This window comes from Salmonella sp. 3C, assembly GCF_025426275.1.
In the GTDB taxonomy this organism is placed as follows: Bacteria; Pseudomonadota; Gammaproteobacteria; order Enterobacterales; family Enterobacteriaceae; genus Salmonella; species Salmonella enterica.
On the sequence record NZ_CP104858.1, the window covers coordinates 3973027 to 3989402 of the forward strand.

16 protein-coding genes are annotated in these 16376 nt (G+C 54.9%); 4 read left to right on the forward strand and 12 right to left on the reverse strand.

What is annotated here, in order from left to right; all coding sequences use genetic code 11:
* Positions 1–140: 140 nt before the first annotated feature.
* Both N7E69_RS19165 and dadX read left to right on the forward strand, forming a co-directional pair.
* Entirely contained in the window at positions 141–1439 is a 1299-nt protein-coding gene (locus N7E69_RS19165) for a D-amino acid dehydrogenase (RefSeq protein ID WP_001266937.1), read from the forward strand.
* Positions 1440–1452: 13 nt separating this feature from the next.
* Positions 1453–2523 carry a catabolic alanine racemase DadX gene (gene dadX / locus N7E69_RS19170; RefSeq protein WP_000197910.1) on the forward strand — a complete coding sequence of 357 codons (1071 nt, stop codon included), beginning with the start codon at positions 1453–1455 and terminating at the stop codon, positions 2521–2523.
* 62 nt (positions 2524–2585) lie between these two features.
* Here the strand turns inward: dadX and N7E69_RS19175 are convergent, their stop codons facing one another.
* The gene (locus N7E69_RS19175) at positions 2586–4319 is read right to left on the reverse strand and encodes a potassium/proton antiporter (protein WP_000338376.1); all 1734 of its coding nucleotides are present in this window, start codon (positions 4317–4319) and stop codon (positions 2586–2588) included.
* A 96-nt stretch (positions 4320–4415) separates the two neighbouring features.
* On the reverse strand, positions 4416–5330 hold the full coding sequence (gene ldcA, locus N7E69_RS19180) for a muramoyltetrapeptide carboxypeptidase (RefSeq protein WP_000051603.1): 915 nt from the start codon (positions 5328–5330) through the stop codon (positions 4416–4418).
* A 170-nt stretch (positions 5331–5500) separates the two neighbouring features.
* On the opposite strand from ldcA, the gene emtA reads away from it, so the two are divergent.
* Positions 5501–6112 carry a membrane-bound lytic murein transglycosylase EmtA gene (gene emtA, locus N7E69_RS19185; RefSeq protein ID WP_024139213.1) on the forward strand — a complete coding sequence of 204 codons (612 nt, stop codon included), beginning with the start codon at positions 5501–5503 and terminating at the stop codon, positions 6110–6112.
* Positions 6113–6125: 13 nt separating this feature from the next.
* Here the strand turns inward: emtA and ycgR are convergent, their stop codons facing one another.
* On the reverse strand, positions 6126–6860 hold the full coding sequence (gene ycgR, locus N7E69_RS19190; RefSeq protein WP_000017414.1) for a flagellar brake protein YcgR: 735 nt from the start codon (positions 6858–6860) through the stop codon (positions 6126–6128).
* Between the two features lie 168 nt (positions 6861–7028).
* Between ycgR and N7E69_RS19195 the strand changes: the two genes are divergently transcribed.
* Positions 7029–7283 (forward strand): GlsB/YeaQ/YmgE family stress response membrane protein, encoded by a 255-nt coding sequence (locus N7E69_RS19195; protein ID WP_000511321.1) that lies wholly within the window; start codon positions 7029–7031, stop codon positions 7281–7283.
* 62 nt (positions 7284–7345) lie between these two features.
* On the opposite strand, the gene N7E69_RS19200 is transcribed toward N7E69_RS19195, so the two are convergent.
* From N7E69_RS19200 to hyaC, 9 genes are all read right to left on the reverse strand, one after another.
* The gene (locus N7E69_RS19200; RefSeq protein WP_000612837.1) at positions 7346–9058 is read right to left on the reverse strand and encodes an alpha,alpha-trehalase; all 1713 of its coding nucleotides are present in this window, start codon (positions 9056–9058) and stop codon (positions 7346–7348) included.
* A gap of 213 nt (positions 9059–9271) precedes the next feature.
* On the reverse strand, positions 9272–10546 hold the full coding sequence (locus N7E69_RS19205; protein ID WP_001526439.1) for a Glu/Leu/Phe/Val family dehydrogenase: 1275 nt from the start codon (positions 10544–10546) through the stop codon (positions 9272–9274).
* Between the two features lie 394 nt (positions 10547–10940).
* Positions 10941–11030, reverse strand: coding sequence for a cytochrome bd-II oxidase subunit CbdX (gene cbdX / locus N7E69_RS19210; protein WP_000270301.1), 90 nt, complete (start codon positions 11028–11030; stop codon positions 10941–10943).
* Positions 11031–11042: 12 nt separating this feature from the next.
* Positions 11043–12179: a cytochrome d ubiquinol oxidase subunit II gene (gene appB / locus N7E69_RS19215; RefSeq protein WP_000888110.1), complete on the reverse strand. Its 1137-nt coding sequence runs from the start codon at positions 12177–12179 to the stop codon at positions 11043–11045.
* Between the two features lie 11 nt (positions 12180–12190).
* The gene (gene appC, locus N7E69_RS19220) at positions 12191–13735 is read right to left on the reverse strand and encodes a cytochrome bd-II oxidase subunit 1 (protein ID WP_000263613.1); all 1545 of its coding nucleotides are present in this window, start codon (positions 13733–13735) and stop codon (positions 12191–12193) included.
* A gap of 74 nt (positions 13736–13809) precedes the next feature.
* The gene (locus tag N7E69_RS19225) at positions 13810–14658 is read right to left on the reverse strand and encodes a hydrogenase expression/formation protein (RefSeq protein ID WP_000063376.1); all 849 of its coding nucleotides are present in this window, start codon (positions 14656–14658) and stop codon (positions 13810–13812) included.
* The gene (gene hyaE / locus N7E69_RS19230; protein WP_001262580.1) at positions 14655–15059 is read right to left on the reverse strand and encodes a hydrogenase-1 operon protein HyaE; all 405 of its coding nucleotides are present in this window, start codon (positions 15057–15059) and stop codon (positions 14655–14657) included. Before hyaE ends, N7E69_RS19225 begins: the two co-directional genes overlap by 4 nt.
* Complete coding sequence (hyaD, locus tag N7E69_RS19235) at positions 15049–15645, reverse strand: hydrogenase 1 maturation protease (RefSeq protein ID WP_000993798.1); 597 nt, start codon at positions 15643–15645, stop codon at positions 15049–15051. The genes hyaE and hyaD overlap by 11 nt, the downstream gene beginning before the upstream one ends.
* Positions 15642–16373, reverse strand: coding sequence for a Ni/Fe-hydrogenase b-type cytochrome subunit (hyaC, locus tag N7E69_RS19240; protein WP_000147027.1), 732 nt, complete (start codon positions 16371–16373; stop codon positions 15642–15644). Before hyaC ends, hyaD begins: the two co-directional genes overlap by 4 nt.
* Between the last annotated feature and the right edge of the window lie 3 nt (positions 16374–16376).

Sequence of the window (16376 nt, forward strand, 5' to 3'; positions counted from 1 at the left end):
TCCCAAACCAGTGGGATCGCTTGTCTTTAGGGTATATGTGAAGCACGTCACCATAAAAAAGTCATGTGTTGAATAATATTTTCATCTGGGTTATCAAGATGTAATCAGAAGATTGTTCTTTTACTATTAACGGAGTGGCTATGCGAGTTGTCATCCTGGGGAGTGGCGTAGTTGGCGTGACCAGCGCCTGGTACTTGAGTCAGGCGGGGCATGATGTCACCGTCATCGATCGCGAATCCGGCCCGGCGCAAGAAACCAGCGCGGCGAATGCCGGACAAATTTCACCGGGATATGCGGCGCCCTGGGCGGCCCCTGGCGTACCGCTGAAGGCGATAAAATGGATGTTCCAGCGCCATGCGCCGCTGGCGGTGCGTCTGGATGGCACCCCATTTCAACTGAAGTGGATGTGGCAAATGCTGCGTAACTGCGATACCCGGCATTATATGGAAAATAAAGGCCGCATGGTGCGCCTGGCGGAATATAGTCGCGACTGTCTGAAAACGCTACGCGCCGCGACCGGTATCGAATATGAAGGCCGCCAGGGGGGAACGCTACAACTCTTCCGCACCGCGCAACAGTATGAGAACGCCACCCGTGATATCGCCGTGCTGGAAGATGCCGGGGTGCCGTATCAGCTCCTGGAATCCAGCCGACTGGCGGAGGTTGAACCCGCTCTGGCTGAGGTTGCGCATAAATTAACCGGCGGACTGCGCTTACCGAATGATGAAACCGGGGACTGTCAGCTCTTTACCCAGCGTCTGGCGCGCATGGCGGAGCAGGCGGGCGTAACCTTTCGCTTTAATACTCCCGTGGAAAAATTACTGTACGAAAATGATCAGATTTACGGCGTGAAATGCGCCGATGAGATCATTAAAGCAGATGCGTATGTTATGGCGTTTGGATCGTATTCGACGGCGATGCTTAAAGGCATTGTTGATATCCCGGTGTATCCGCTGAAAGGCTATTCATTAACCATCCCAATCGTCGAGCCAGACGGCGCGCCGGTATCGACGATTCTTGATGAAACCTACAAAATCGCTATTACGCGTTTTGATAAGCGTATTCGCGTGGGGGGAATGGCGGAAATCGTGGGCTTTAATACCGACTTACTGCAACCGCGCCGCGAGACGCTGGAGATGGTTGTGCGCGATCTCTTTCCGCGCGGCGGTCATATTGAGCAGGCCACATTCTGGACCGGCCTGCGCCCCATGACGCCGGACGGCACGCCGGTAGTAGGACGCACCCGTTATAAAAATCTGTGGCTTAATACTGGACACGGCACCTTAGGCTGGACGATGGCCTGCGGTTCAGGCCAGTTGTTAAGCGATATCTTGTCGGGTCGCACGCCAGCGATACCCTACGACGATCTGAGCGTGGCGCGATACCGTTCCGATTTTACGCCCACCCCCCCGCAACGTTTGCATAGCGCGCATAACTGATAAAGGAAGTGAAATGACCCGCCCTATACAGGCCAGCCTTGATTTACAGGTAATGAAACAAAATTTGGCTATTGTGCGCCGGGCGGCCCCAGAGGCGCGCGTCTGGTCGGTAGTGAAAGCCAACGCCTACGGCCACGGTATTGAACGCGTCTGGAGCGCGCTGGGCGCCACAGATGGTTTCGCTATGCTCAACCTTGAAGAGGCGATTACCCTGCGTGAGCGCGGGTGGAAAGGGCCGATATTGATGCTGGAGGGGTTTTTCCATGCGCAAGACCTGGAGGCGTATGACACTTATCGGCTGACCACCTGCATCCACAGTAACTGGCAGTTGAAAGCGCTGCAAAATGCGCGGCTTAACGCGCCGCTGGATATCTATGTCAAAGTCAACAGCGGCATGAACCGACTCGGTTTTCAGCCTGAGCGGGCGCAGACCGTCTGGCAGCAATTGCGGGTAATGCGCAATGTCGGTGAAATGACCCTGATGTCACATTTTGCTCAGGCCGATCATCCGGAAGGTATCGGGGAGGCGATGAGGCGTATTGCGCTGGCGACAGAAGGCCTTCAATGTTCATACTCGTTATCAAATTCGGCAGCGACGCTGTGGCATCCCCAGGCGCATTATGACTGGGTCAGGCCGGGCATTATTTTGTACGGCGCGTCGCCGTCAGGACAGTGGCGGGATATTGCCGATACCGGACTAAAACCCGTGATGACGCTGAGTAGCGAAATTATTGGCGTGCAGACGCTGAACTCGGGTGAAAGGGTAGGCTATGGCGGAGGGTATTCTGTGACTCAGGAACAACGCATTGGCATCGTCGCGGCGGGTTATGCCGATGGCTATCCACGCCATGCGCCGACCGGGACGCCTGTGCTGGTGGACGGTATCCGTACCAGAACAGTAGGCACCGTTTCAATGGATATGCTGGCGGTGGATTTGACGCCGTGTCCGCAGGCGGGAATCGGCACGCCGGTTGAATTATGGGGCAAAGAAATTAAGGTCGATGATGTCGCCTCTGCGGCAGGCACGCTGGGCTATGAGCTACTGTGCGCCGTAGCGCCGCGCGTGCCATTTGTGACAACGTAACCTAACTCAGACTAAGGCGTCGACCGGTCCACCTGGGGGCGGGTCGACGTTGCCAGGCGACCTTATTCTGCTTCGTCTTCGGCGACGCGTACCCCAATCTTGCGTACCACGTTATCTTCTTTTTCAGCTACCGTCCAAATCATGCCGCCAAACTCCACCTGATCGCCGACGACCGGCGCAGCGCCCAGCAGCTGCTGTATGATTTCACCCAGAGTTTGTTGTTTATCCCGGTATTCCGTTCCTTCTTCCAGCCCGTAGATAAGCGCCACGTCGGCGAATTTCGCATTCGCTTCGAGGATAAAATCGCCAAAGAAACGCTGATCTAACGAAACCGGCGGCGACTGGCTAAACAATTTGCCCAGCGCTGGCAGATCGCGCTCCCGGCCAATCACGCAGAGTACGTCGCCTTCCTGCAGGCGAGTGCTACCCGTGGGGTGAAACAGTTCATTATTGCGAAATAGCGCGGCAATGCGGGTTTCGTTCGGCATATGCAGGTCGCGCAACGCCGCGCCGACGCACCATTTGTCGGCGCTCAACTGATAAATGAATTGCTCCCACGGATTATCAGGATGGATGTCAAGCCCCACGCGCGATACTGGCCAGCCAACCGGAGGCACAACCACTTTAGCTCTCTTCGCCGCCCATGACAGCGATGTTCCCTGCAGGAGCAGCGACACCAGTACCACAAAGAAAGCGACATTAAAGAACAGGCGAGCGTTTTCAAGCCCGGCCATCATCGGGAAAACGGCGAGAATAATCGGCACCGCGCCGCGCAGTCCGACCCAACTGATGAAAATGCGCTCCCGAAGATTGAAGCCGCGAAATGGCAGCAGGCCGGTAAACACCGACAGTGGGCGGGCGAAGAAAATCATCCAGATGGAGAGAATAAGCGCAGGGACGGCAATCGGCCACAGATCGGAAGGCGTCACCAACAGCCCCAGGACCAGGAACATCGCGATCTGCGCCAGCCAGGCCAGTCCGTCAAAGTTTTGCAGGATGCCGTAACGGTTGCGAATCGGGCGGTTTCCTAACAGGAATCCGCACAAATAGACCGCGAGAATGCCGCTGCCTTCAAGCGCGGTCGTCAAAGCAAAAATCAGAATACCGCCGCTGAGCGCCAGCATCGGATACAAGCCGCTGGGCAGAGAAATACGGTTGATCATCTGCTGTAGCAGGTAACCGCCGCCCAGGCCAAAAACAATACCGAGACCGAACTGTTGGATAATATGGACGGCAAACATCCAGTCCAGGCCGGTTTCATGCTTCTGGATCATCTCAATTAATGTAATGGTCAGAAAAACGGCCATCGGGTCGTTACTTCCCGATTCGATCTCCAGCGTGGAGCCTACACGTTCGTTTAGCCCTTTGCCGCCAAGCAGAGAAAAGACCGCTGCGGCGTCAGTGGAACCGACTATCGCGCCGATAAGCAGACCTTCGATAAGATCCAGATGAAACAGCCAGGCGGCCATCATACCTGTTAACCCCGACGTGATTAGTACGCCGAGCGTCGCCAGCGACAGCGCGGGGCCCAGCGCTACCCGGAAAGAGCTGGCCTGGGTGCGCATGCCGCCATCGAGTAAAATAATCGCCAGCGCCAGGTTACTGACCATATAAGCGAAAGGATAATTATCGAAAGGAATACCGCCAATGCCATCCACACCCGCTAACATCCCAATGGCGAGAAAAATGACCAGAATCGGGATACCCAGTCGCGATGAGAATGAACTTAACAGGATACTGCTGGTTACAAGGATGGAACCTAAAATAAATAGACTAATAATTGTTGCAGCATCCAACGTTTTATATCTCCTGACTCACACGACTTCGTATTATTTAACATTAACATAATAACGGCCAGGGCAGCGTTTTACTTAGCCTGTCGGGGACTTTTTTTACAATTGCAGCGTAGGATGACCAGATAAAGTGAGTTGAGTCCCCTGGCGCGTATTTTTAAGCGTCGCGTTTGCCCCGATAGGGAGCGTTACCGTACGCTGTTCATGCCCGAAGTCGAGACCGGTAATCAGCGGAACGGACAGACGGGAACGTAAAAACGCGTAGACGCTCTCCAGAGAATAGCCGGCGTCATACTCGTTGGGCGCCGCGCCGCTAAAGCTGCCGAGAACGATGGCGCTCTGGCGGTTTAAAATTCCGGCGTACTCCAGTTGCAAAAGCATACGCTCCACCCGGAAAGGATGCTCATTGACATCTTCCAGCACTAAAATTCCTTTATCGATAGTCGGCATCCAGGGCGTACCGATAAGGGAAATCAACATCGCCAGATTTCCGCCCCATAAGGTGCCCTGTACGTCGCACTGAGGGCCGTCGCCTTGCCACTCTACGGTAAATTGCGCCTTGCGTAGCGCCAGCCAGAAATGTTGCTCGGTGAACGTATTCAGCGTTTCGGCGCCAAAATTTGCCGCCAGCATAGGACCGCTAAAGGTGATGACATTGGCCTGCGCCAGGAGTCCAGCCTGAATCGCCGTAAAATCGCTATGACCGCAAATCAGTAAGGGATCGCGCTGTTGCCGGGAGGCGAGCGCCTGCCAGTCGATACGATCCAACAAGCGGCTGGCGCCATAGCCGCCGCGAACCGGCATGACGATTGTATCCGGCGACGTTAGCGAGGCCAGCGAATTAACATCGGCCAGCCGTTCCGCGTCCGTACCGGCAAAACGCTGAAAGCGGCGACGAATCACCTCGTCATTCTCCACCTGATGACCCGCGTCAGTCAGGCGCTGAACGCCGCGTAACGCGGCCTGTTGGTTAATACAGTAGCCCGACGGGGCGATTAAATGAAACAGAGACATGGTAATTCCTTGCTGACAATAGAATGCAAATGTATATCATGCCGCATATATTAGGCGATGTCCCTCGTTGTGCGACGTTTCTGGATGCGCACCAGGGAGGCAACCTAAGTGCCTGGCCGGGGCGGTATGACCTCTTCGGCAGATAAGTTACGGCTATAAGGATAGATGACGTGAAATTAAGATGGTTTGCTTTTTTGGTAGTAATACTCGCTGGCTGTAGCTCAAAACAGGATTACAGGAATCCGCCGTGGAATGCCGAAGTGCCTGTAAAGCGTGCGATGCAGTGGATGCCCATCAGTGAAAAAGCCGGGGCGGCATGGGGGGTTGATCCGCATTTAATCACCGCGATTATCGCCATTGAATCCGGCGGCAACCCTAGCGCGGTTAGTAAGTCCAATGCGATTGGCCTGATGCAGTTAAAGGCGTCGACCTCCGGGCGCGACGTTTACCGTCGTATGGGCTGGCGTGGCGAACCGACCACCAGCGAGCTGAAAAACCCTGAGCGTAACATCTCAATGGGCGCGGCGTATCTGAGCATTCTGGAAAATGGGCCGCTGGCCGGCATCAAAGATCCGCAGGTGATGCAATATGCGCTGGTCGTCTCTTATGCTAACGGCGCAGGCGCGTTATTGCGTACTTTTTCATCCGACAGGAAGAAGGCGATAGAAAAAATTAACGATCTGGATGCGGACGAGTTTTTTGAACATGTTGTTGATAATCATCCCGCGCCGCAGGCGCCGCGCTATATCTGGAAGCTTCAGCAGGCGCTGGACGCCATGTAGTTTAGCGTGAAGATTATTCTCGCACTTTATTCGCTCTTTCTCGGGCCTCGCGCTCAAGCGAAAAAATAATCCGCTGCAACTCCCGCTCTACCGCCGGGCTGACGTTAAGGAAACGAAAGCTCAGGCGGGGAGTGGTGATCGTTTCATTTTTCCCATCAATCACCTTACGCTCGCTGATGGCGATAAGCTGGGCGTCAACGTGAAAAATACCCCATGGCCCCATGTTCAGTTCAACCTGCGAAAAGCGCGCGCCTTCGATTAGTCCGTCGGGGATGGCGGATTCCAGTAGCGCGCCCATGCCGCCCAGGGAAAGATCAAACAGGCGAAAACGTAACGTACGGGTGTCCGGTAGCGTGGTGACGCCGTAATAAGGCGGATACAGCGGCGCGCCAATACGAAAATACTCCCGGCGCTGGACAAACCACAGTGACGACGGCAGGGGCGTGATAAAGGCCGGCAGCCGCTGATATTCGCCTGTAACGAGTTGCGGCAACGTGAACTCGACTTTTGCGCCCTGTGTTTCTGCGATAATGGCTACCTGCCCGGCACGTAATACGGCGCTATTTTCATATTCCTGGCTGCCGTAATCCACGATGAGTTTTTCCGGGTCTACCGCCAAAATTTTACTAATGAATTGACCATGCGCCCATGAAATACGCAGTGGAACCTGATTTTTATTTAAATCCCGTAGCACGCCTAATATCGCTAATGGATTTTTTTTCAGGAACTGCTCATTGTAACCACTCACACGAAATAACCCCTGATACGCAGACTATCGTTGGGTTATCGGCATCGGTAGAAAGAACTTAATAGCGATAAATAAATTTTTATGTCCGCGAGATAAATCAGTGTTCAGAAATGCGACGCTCGACTTTGCCTATACTTAAAACGTTTTTACTGGAAAGAGGGTTCGCAAATGGGAATTATCGCCTGGATTGTTTTTGGTTTGATTGCCGGCGTTATCGCCAAATTGCTTATGCCGGGGCGCGATGGCGGGGGATTTATCCTGACCTGTATTCTCGGTATTGTCGGGGCGGTCGTTGGCGGATGGCTGGCGACGATGTTTGGTATTGGCGGCAGTATCAGCGGCTTTAATCTGCACAGTTTCCTGGTCGCCGTGGTGGGCGCGATTATGGTGCTGGTGATTTTCCGCCTTCTGCGACGCGGCTAACCGCTGCAGAACGTGTAAGCGTTGACCCGGTCAGCGCCGGGTCAACCTACTATAAACACGCGTTACTGCGTCGCTGCAGACGGCGTTTTTGTCGGCGTTGCGCTTAACGATGCCGGACGAGTAGACGGTACGCTATCGCACGGTTTTTCCTGCGGACAAATCAGATCGAGCATTTTCAGCGTCACGCCGTTGGCCCAGCCAAAGCCGTCCTGAAGTGGATATTCGCCGCCGCCACCGCCGGTTCCGGTGCTGCTGACGTCATATTTTTCGACCAGTTTTTTCTCGCGATCGTAGGTGTGCTGCACATTGGTTAAAAAGCGCCAGGTGACTTCCATTGCCACGTCATCCTGCCCATAATTTTGCAATCCTTCGGCAGCGACCCATTGTAACGGCGCCCAGCCGTTTGGCGCATCCCATTGCTGTCCGCTTTTAACCGAGGTGGTAGCCAGCCCGCCAGGCTGTAGCAGATGCGCCTGGGCCGCCGCCGCCACTTTCGCGGCGCGATCTTTCGCGGCGGCGTTTACATAGAGCGGGAACAGCGCGGCAGCGGTGAGTTGGTCACGGATTTTATTGTTCTTCAGATCGTAGTCGGCATACCAACCCTCTTTGTTATTCCACAGATGCATTTCAATGGCTTTTTGCCGCGCGTTGGCCAGCGCGTCATAGTGCGAGGCTTTGGCCCGATCGCCCGCCGCAGCGCTGGCGCGGGCGAGGGTTTTCTCCAGCTGATACAGCAGAGCGTTAAGATCGACAGGGACAATAGTGGTGGTACGAATGGTACTGAGCTGCTGCGGATTATCCATCCAGCGGGAGCTGAAATCCCAGCCGGAGGCGGCAGCAGAACGGAGGTCCCGATAGATCTCCGTTGCCGGGCGGTTGGGGTTGCTTTTGACGGTAGCGATATCTTCAACCCAGGATTCAGGGCGGGGCGTATCCCGATCGTCCCAGTAGCGGTTGAGAACGCTACCGTCTTCCAGTTTGACGACGCGTTGGTTTTGTTGCCCTGGCTGCAATGTCTCAACGCCCTCCATCCAGTAGGCGTACTCTTTTTGCAGTTGCGGCAGGTATTCTTTCAGCGCATCGTCACCTTCATGTTGCGCCAGTAACTCAACCATAAACGCAAAGAAAGGCGGCTGCGAACGACTCAGGTAGTAGGTACGGTTGCCGTTAGGAATATGCCCCCAGGCGTCAATTTCGTAACCAAAGTTCGCTACCATATCCGCCACCTTATCCCAGTGCCCGCTTTCCGCCAGCCCCAGCATCGTAAAATAGCTGTCCCAGTAGTAAATCTCTCTGAATCGCCCACCCGGTACGACATAGGATTCAGGCAACGGCAAGAGCGAGTCCCACTTTTCGACGTTTTTAGTTGAACGGGTCAGCACCGGCCACAGGCCATCAATATGTTCACGCAATGACTGCCCGGCAGGCGGGACATATTTTTCACCCGCTTTCGGCAGGGTGAAGTTAACATCAACAAAATGACGCAAATCGAAGCCGGACTGGTTCCGCTGCATACGATAATCCGCAAGAATCATGAGCGGATCGCTATTAGGTATGGCGTCAGCAAAGGTTTTCTGATCGGGGAAGAGTTTTGCATTCTGGACATCATTAAAGAGCGGGCCAAGCAAAATATCCGGCGGCTGCGGAGTTTCAGTGTCGGAAGACGGGTCTGCGGCAGTCGCCGAAAACGATGCAAACGTCAGCAGCGTCCCTGCCAGCGCCAGTTTTATGGCTTTCTGTAGTAGAACAGAACGGCGAATCTCTGGGGGTATCATCAAGTTATCTCCTTAGCGGTGAGCCAAAGCCAACGGCATTTACCATGACAAAACCTTAGTCTACGATGACCAGATACGCGTGATTGAACCGCTATTTTGCGAACAAACAGACATTTTATTGAGACAGAATTTATCGGCGCGCGCGTGGAAAACGGGGGATACAGACAAAAAATCCACGCCGGGACGTGGATTTTAGCGCAATAACTTGTAGCCTTAACCCGGATAGATACCGCGATCTTTACGGGCCAACAGAATGCGCTCACAGGCGACAATATAGGCTGCGGTGCGCAGAGAACAGGATTTCTCAGCCGCTTTCTCCCAGACATGGACGATCGCGTCGGTCATGATTTTGTCCATGCGCGCGTTGATCTCTTCTTCGCTCCAGAAGAAGCTGGCCATATCTTGTACCCATTCGAAGTAGCTGACGGTTACGCCGCCTGCGTTACAGACCACGTCAGGCACCACAAGGATACCACGGCTGGCCAGAACATCATCAGCATCCGGATAGGTCGGGCCGTTAGCCCCTTCCAGCACCAGCTTACACGTCAGGGCTTCCGCGCGCTGACGAGTTATCTGACCTTCAAGCGCCGCCGGGATCAGAATATCCATCTCCAGACGCCAGAACGCATCGCTGGCGATAGTTTCCGCGCCCGGGAAACCGGCTATCTGTTTGTGTTCTGTCTGCCATGCCGTGAGCGCCTTCATGTCAATACCGGTGGCGTTAAACAGGGTCGCGGTATGATCCTGAATCGCCACGACACGGGCGCCAGCGCCTGCAAACAGACGCGCGGCTTCGCTGCCGACGTTACCAAAACCCTGAACCGCAACGCGAGCGCCTTCAACAGCAATATTCGCCCGACGTGCTGCTTCCAGCCCGCTGACAAAAACGCCGCGCCCCGTCGCTTTTTCACGGCCCAGCGAACCGCCAAGATGGATAGGCTTACCGGTGACGACGCCAGTGACCGTCGTGCCATGATTCATGGAATACGTATCCATCATCCAGGCCATCACTTTACCGTTGGTGCCGACATCCGGCGCAGGAATATCTTTCTGCGGCCCGATGATAATGCCGATCTCGCTGGTATAGCGGCGGGTCAAACGCTCCAGTTCACCTTCCGACAGCGAGAACGGATCGACGCGGATACCGCCTTTAGCGCCGCCGTATGGCAGGTTCAGCGCGGCACATTTGATGGTCATCCATGCTGACAGGGCCATCACTTCATTGAGATCAACGTCAGGATGGTAGCGAACACCGCCTTTACCCGGACCTCGGGAGAGGTTGTGCTGCACGCGATATCCTTCGAAATGACGAATAGTGCCATCATCCATTTGTACCGGAATATCGACGATCAGAGCGCGTTTTGGGTGGCGCAGAGTATCCACCCAGGGGGATAACTCGCCCAGATAAGGGGCCACACGCTCGATTTGTTGCAGGTAGGTATTCCAGGCAGATGTGCTGCTATCTGAAGCGTAAGATAACTTATCCATGATAAACCTTAGTGATAAAAGTAATATGTTCTTTAATTGACCGTGGTACATAGTAGATCACACCATGTAGCGATAAATTTAACACTTTTTTAAACAATTAACTCAGATCAAAAATGGCAGGCAGTTGGATTTTCGTTATGATTTTGGATGGGAAGTGGTTAACTATCCGCTATAAGAGGTGATATATTGCTAATTATGCAATTAATTGCTTAAATATGCGAAATGTGTGCAAGGTGGCTATTTGTCATAATTATGACGCACCTCTAAAAGTAAACATTATGATAACGACATGTATCAATGTTATGTCGTTCTGTCGGCGGGGAAACGTCTTCGCCAGGCGCGTATAAAGATAAAAATAACCGGAGTCAGACGGCGCTGGCCCCGGTTTACCTCTTTATTGTTGACGCGACTCAAGCCATACCAGCGCCAGTGTCGACAGTGAGCACATCAGCAGAATGCCGACAAACCACAGTAAATACCACATCGCTCCCGCTCCCTAATAAAGTTCATGATCGTTGCGGCGGAGGGTCTCCAGGTTGATACGCCCCAACATTTTGTAATAGCTCCACAGCGTATAGAGCAGTACGATTGGCAGAAAAATCAGCACAATCACCAGCATGATTTCGAGCGTCATCTGGCTGGAGGTGCTGTCCCACACCGTCAGGCTGGAGAGAGGACTAACACTCGACGGCATCACAAAAGGAAATAGCGTTATGCCGGCGGTAAAGATGACGCAGGCCTGGGTCAGGGAAGCGAACAGAAATCCACGAATAGTCTGACCGCGAAGGCAGGCATAGAAAGCCAGAATCGGCAGGATCATACCGAGCAACGGGATGATGAGCAGTAGCGGCGAGCGTATAAAGTGGTTCATCCATGCGCCAGGGAGTATCGCCACGCCTTTTAAGAGCGGATTGGAAGGGCCGTTGGCATCCTGCGTGAGCAAGACAAAGCCATCAACGCCGGCCCACAGCCAGTAACCGGCCAGCAGGAAGCAGATCACGATCAGCAGCGCGCTGTGGCGGGTGGCCGACAGAGCCCGTTGACGAATAACGCCCTCCGTTTTCAACTGTAACCAGACGCCTCCTTGCATAATCACCAACGACAGGCTCAATAATCCACACAGTAGGGCAAAGGGCGAGAGTAACTGCCAGAAGGTGCCAAAATAGTCAACATGAAGCTGCGGCGTGAAGGCAAACGGCACGCCTAAAAACAGGTTGCCGAACGCGATGCCGAATACGACTGGGGGAACCAGGCTGCCGATAACCAGACCGGTATCCCACAGCGCGCGCCAGCGGGCATTGGCGATTTTACCCCGATAATCAAAGGCCAGCGGGCGAAAGAAGAGGGCACACAGCACCAGGATCATCGCCACATAAAAACCGGAAAACGCGGCGGCATAGACCCGTGGCCAGGCGGCGAATAATGCCCCGCCCGCGAGAATCAACCATACCTGGTTTCCTTCCCAGTGGGCGCCCACGCTATTGATCAATACCCGGCGTTCGTCATCGTTGCGCGCTATCAGCGGGAGCAGGCAACCGACACCCATATCAAACCCGTCAGTTACCATAAATGCCACCAGGATGACGCCGATCAGCAGCCACCAAATGAACCGCAACGTTTCATAATCCAACATGATTGTCTCCTTTATCCCTGTTGTTGCGCTTGTTGTTGATGTTGCATGGCGCTCGGCCCAAGACGCGCGTACTTCTGCATCAGATAGACTTCCGCGATTAAAAACAGGGTGTAAAGTCCGAGGATAAGCCCCATTGAGAAGGCCAACTGGCCCGGCGTCAGCGCGGAGTGAGCGTACCAGGTCGGCAGAATGTCCTGAATCGCCCAGGGCTGACGGCCAAACTCCGTCATAAACCAACCGGCTTCAATGGCAATCCACGGTAACGGCAGGCTCCACAGCGTCATACGCAATACCCAGCGATGCTGGTCGATACGCATTCGCAGCGTCTGTATCAACGCAATCAACATCACCACTAACAGCAGCGAACCGCAGCCGACCATAATACGGAAACTCCAGAACACCGGCGCCACCTGAGGAATAGCGCCACGCTGGGCCGCACGATACTGCTCCGGCGTCACATGGTTCATATCCGGGGCATATTTCGCCAGCAGAATGCCGTACCCCAGATCGCCCTCAACGGCGTGAAACGCATTCAGTACCTGTGGCGAGCGATTGCCTTGCGCTATCTCCTGCATGAGCAGCCAGGCCTCCCGGCCACGCTTCAGGCGCGGCAGAGCGTCGTCCATCAGGTTTTTTAACCCCGGAACTGGCGTATCCAGCGAATGGGTGGCCAGAATACCCAGCAGAGCAGGGATCTTCACGGCAAATGCATTACGCTCCTGTTCCTGCTGCGGCCAGGCAATCAGATGAAACGGCGCGGGCGCGGGTTCGGTTTGCCATTCGCCTTCCATCGCCGCCAGTTTCACCGGCTGAATTTGGGCGACCTCGTAGGCCGAACTGTCGCCCAGTTGCAGGGTTCCCAGAATGGCCAGGGTGCCGAATACTGAGCCGATAGCAAACGAGCGCAAGGCCACCTCACGCTCGCGGCCACGTAGCAGATACCAGGCGCTGATAGACATAATAAACATGGCGCCGGTGACATAACCGGACATGACGGTATGGACGAATTTCACCTGGCTCACCGGGTTAAAGACCAGATCGCTGAAGCTGCTCATTTCCATCCGTAACGTATCGATGTTGAAATGAGCGCCGGTAGGATACTGCATCCAGCCATTGGCATTCAGAATCCATAATGCTGAAATATTGGAGCCGAAGGCCACCAGCCAGGTGACCAGCAGGTGTTGGTATTTATTCAGCCGCTGCCAGCCGAAAAAGAACAGGCCGACAAAAGTGGATTCGAGAAAGAAGGCCAGTAACGCTTCCATCGCCAGCGGCGCGCCGAAAATATCGCCCACATAGTTCGAATAGAGCGACCAGTTAGTCCCGAACTGAAACTCCATGGTCAGGCCGGTAGCCACACCGAGAGCAAAATTGATCCCGAAGAGCTTGCCCCAGAAACGCGTCATATCGCGGTAGACGGTTTTCCCCGTCACCACATAGATCGTCTCCATGACGGCCAGCAAAAAAATCAGCCCAAGCGTAAGAGGAACAAATAAAAAGTGATACAGCGCGGTCAGCGCAAACTGCCAGCGCGATAAGTCAATGACATCCCACATGCTAACTCCTGTAGGCAGAAAGAGAGTAAAAAGCTAATCAGTACCGGACACCGGTGACGTTCCTGTTGAGAGCGTTAGCGCGTCTCCAGCCATCGGCAGACTTCATCCAGGCGCTGGCGCGAATCGGCCAGATCTTCCGGGGCCGCCAGTACCAGCTCCGGCAAAAGACAAATCTCATAGCTATCGAGCAATGGCCCTTTAAGGGCGTCCAGACAGCGCACATGCCAGAGATGGCGCAATGCTGTGGCGTTGATTTGGCTTTCGCCATACCCGGAGATGCGAATCTGGATGTTCCCGTGTCCGCATAAACGCGCCAGAAAAAGGCGATCGGCCTCGCTGAGCGGCAGTTGGGTCAAATTGATGCTGTGAGGTTGCAACGCCGGATCGCGTACGTGCGCCAATAATTCATGGGCCAGCGGCAGTCCATTCATCAGGCCAGCGACAGGCGGAGGCAGTAGAGAGTCGTCAGGCAGCGTATCGGCGGTAGCCGCTTGCCATAATGTCAGGGGCGCGCTACCCGCTTCCAGACGATCCGTCAGCAGACGTCGGTTATGCAGATGGCGTACCCGCCACAGGCCGCAGAAGATGGTCTCCTGGATCTCGCTTTCACTCCCGTCCGGATGCTGAATGCGTACCGAGACTTCGCCTTCGCCCAATAGCGTATTGAGGAATGAGAGATCATCGGCATTCAGGGGAGATAACTCCCATCCCAGCACGTCGCCGACTTCCGGGATGCGCCGGGCAAGCTGACCTCGCAGATCGGTCAACAATGCCATCACCGCCGGGCTGTGAGCGCAGCGCTCCAGCGCCGCCATACTTGGGTCGCCATTGACCTGACAGGTGAGCGGTAAGGGATTCATCGAGAAACTAGCGTCATCAGGCTGCGTACCTGGCCCCAGCAGATGAAAAAAGGCGTTGCTCATTGTACTGTCTCCTGCGCTGCGGGAGTGTCAACCATCGAACGCATCAGCGTGAGCAGTTCAGCCCAGGGATGAATGCCGCTGAGCGCGCCGCGTAGCTCGCCGTCTGTAAAAACCAACGTCGCCGGAAACCGACGTACATTAAAGCGATCGCCGATAGCTTCGCTTTGTTCAAGGTCGGCCACCGCCACCTGCCAGTCAAACTGCGGGAACTCACGCAGGAGTTCGGCAATCATCACCGGGTTATCGCTGACTTCCGGCGTACGCCGCGGATCGCTACTTAACAGGATGACGCCATCTCCAACCCGTTTGATCCAGTCGTCTACCGTAGAAGCCTCTACCGGTTGCCATCCACGGGTTAACAGGCGTTGCCATAGCGCAGAGAACGGGGTGTCATTCGCCACTTCTTTTGCCCTCCAGACGTGTCTGATACTGACGTATGCGCACTCCCTCATAATTTTCCATCGACAGGCATTTATTGTTCAGGCAGCGTGCGACCTCGTTTGCCTGCGGTACGATCCCCCAGGCGGCCAGTTGCGCCAGGGCGGCCTGTTCCGCCGCCGGTAGCTGGCCGCGAGCTATTTCGCTCAGGCTACCGCCGTAGTCGTCCAGGTGCGCCGGTTGCAGACCGACCAGCGCAATGTGACAGGGCAGATGCCCGCGGATGTCGGCCAGCGCCAGAACTTCGGAAAAACTGTTTTGATGCAGGCTCATTTTTTTGGCGCTGAGATACGCGGGGATTTTCTCGCCGGCATAGGTTCGCAGGCTGCCCGGCGCCAGGCCGTAATCGATCGCGTCAAGGAGCAGGAGATGGCTGGCTTGCTCAACATAACCTAACAGGTTTAGCCCTTGCGTACCGCCGTCCACAATTTCTACCTCTTCAGGCCAGTGATATCGGGCATACAAACGCTCCGCGACCCGGATACCGAATCCTTCATCGGCCCACAGCAGGTTTCCTAACCCCATCACCACTACGCGTTGCGCATTCATGAGGGCTCCTTGTCGTGCGGTTTGGGGAATTTGTGGCTGCGATAGCCATTGATCATGGTGGAGATCACCGTATCGTCGGACATAATGTCTTCCCGGATAGCGAGGTAAACGTGCCCGACGATGAAGGCGGCGATCAGCCACATACCCAGTCGGTGCCAGCTGTGAATATCGATGGAGTTGCCGCCGGTCCAGTAGAAAAATTCAACCACATAGCGGAACGGCGCAAAGATGGCGTACTGGCTATGCTCGCCAAACAGAGCGAAACCGGTGAGGATCATAAATACCGACAACAGGAAATAGCCGAACATCGCGGCCTGCGCGACAGGGTTATGTCCGATGTCGCTCCCCGGTTTTTTCTCCAGAAACAGATACCAGCGGACCACGGAGAAAGCGCCTTGCCACCAACTGCGACGCCAGACCGGGACGATAAACAGCTCTCGCGAATAGCGGTTGCCGACACAGGCCCAATAAATTCGCCCCAGCAGTAACACGGTAAAGATCATCGCGGCGGCAAAGTGGATCAGCCGGATATAGCCCATGTAAAACAGATAGGTCGCCTCGCCACTCACCGACGGCAAGGGCCGGCCAATGAAGTAGCCTGTTACCATCAGTACCAACATGCAGGCCACCGTTAGCCAGTGCCACAGGCGTACCGGCGCTTCAAACACATAGTGGTTGACGGCAGTATCACGCGCCTCCCCGACGCGTGGAGATAGCTTTCCAGTCATCGT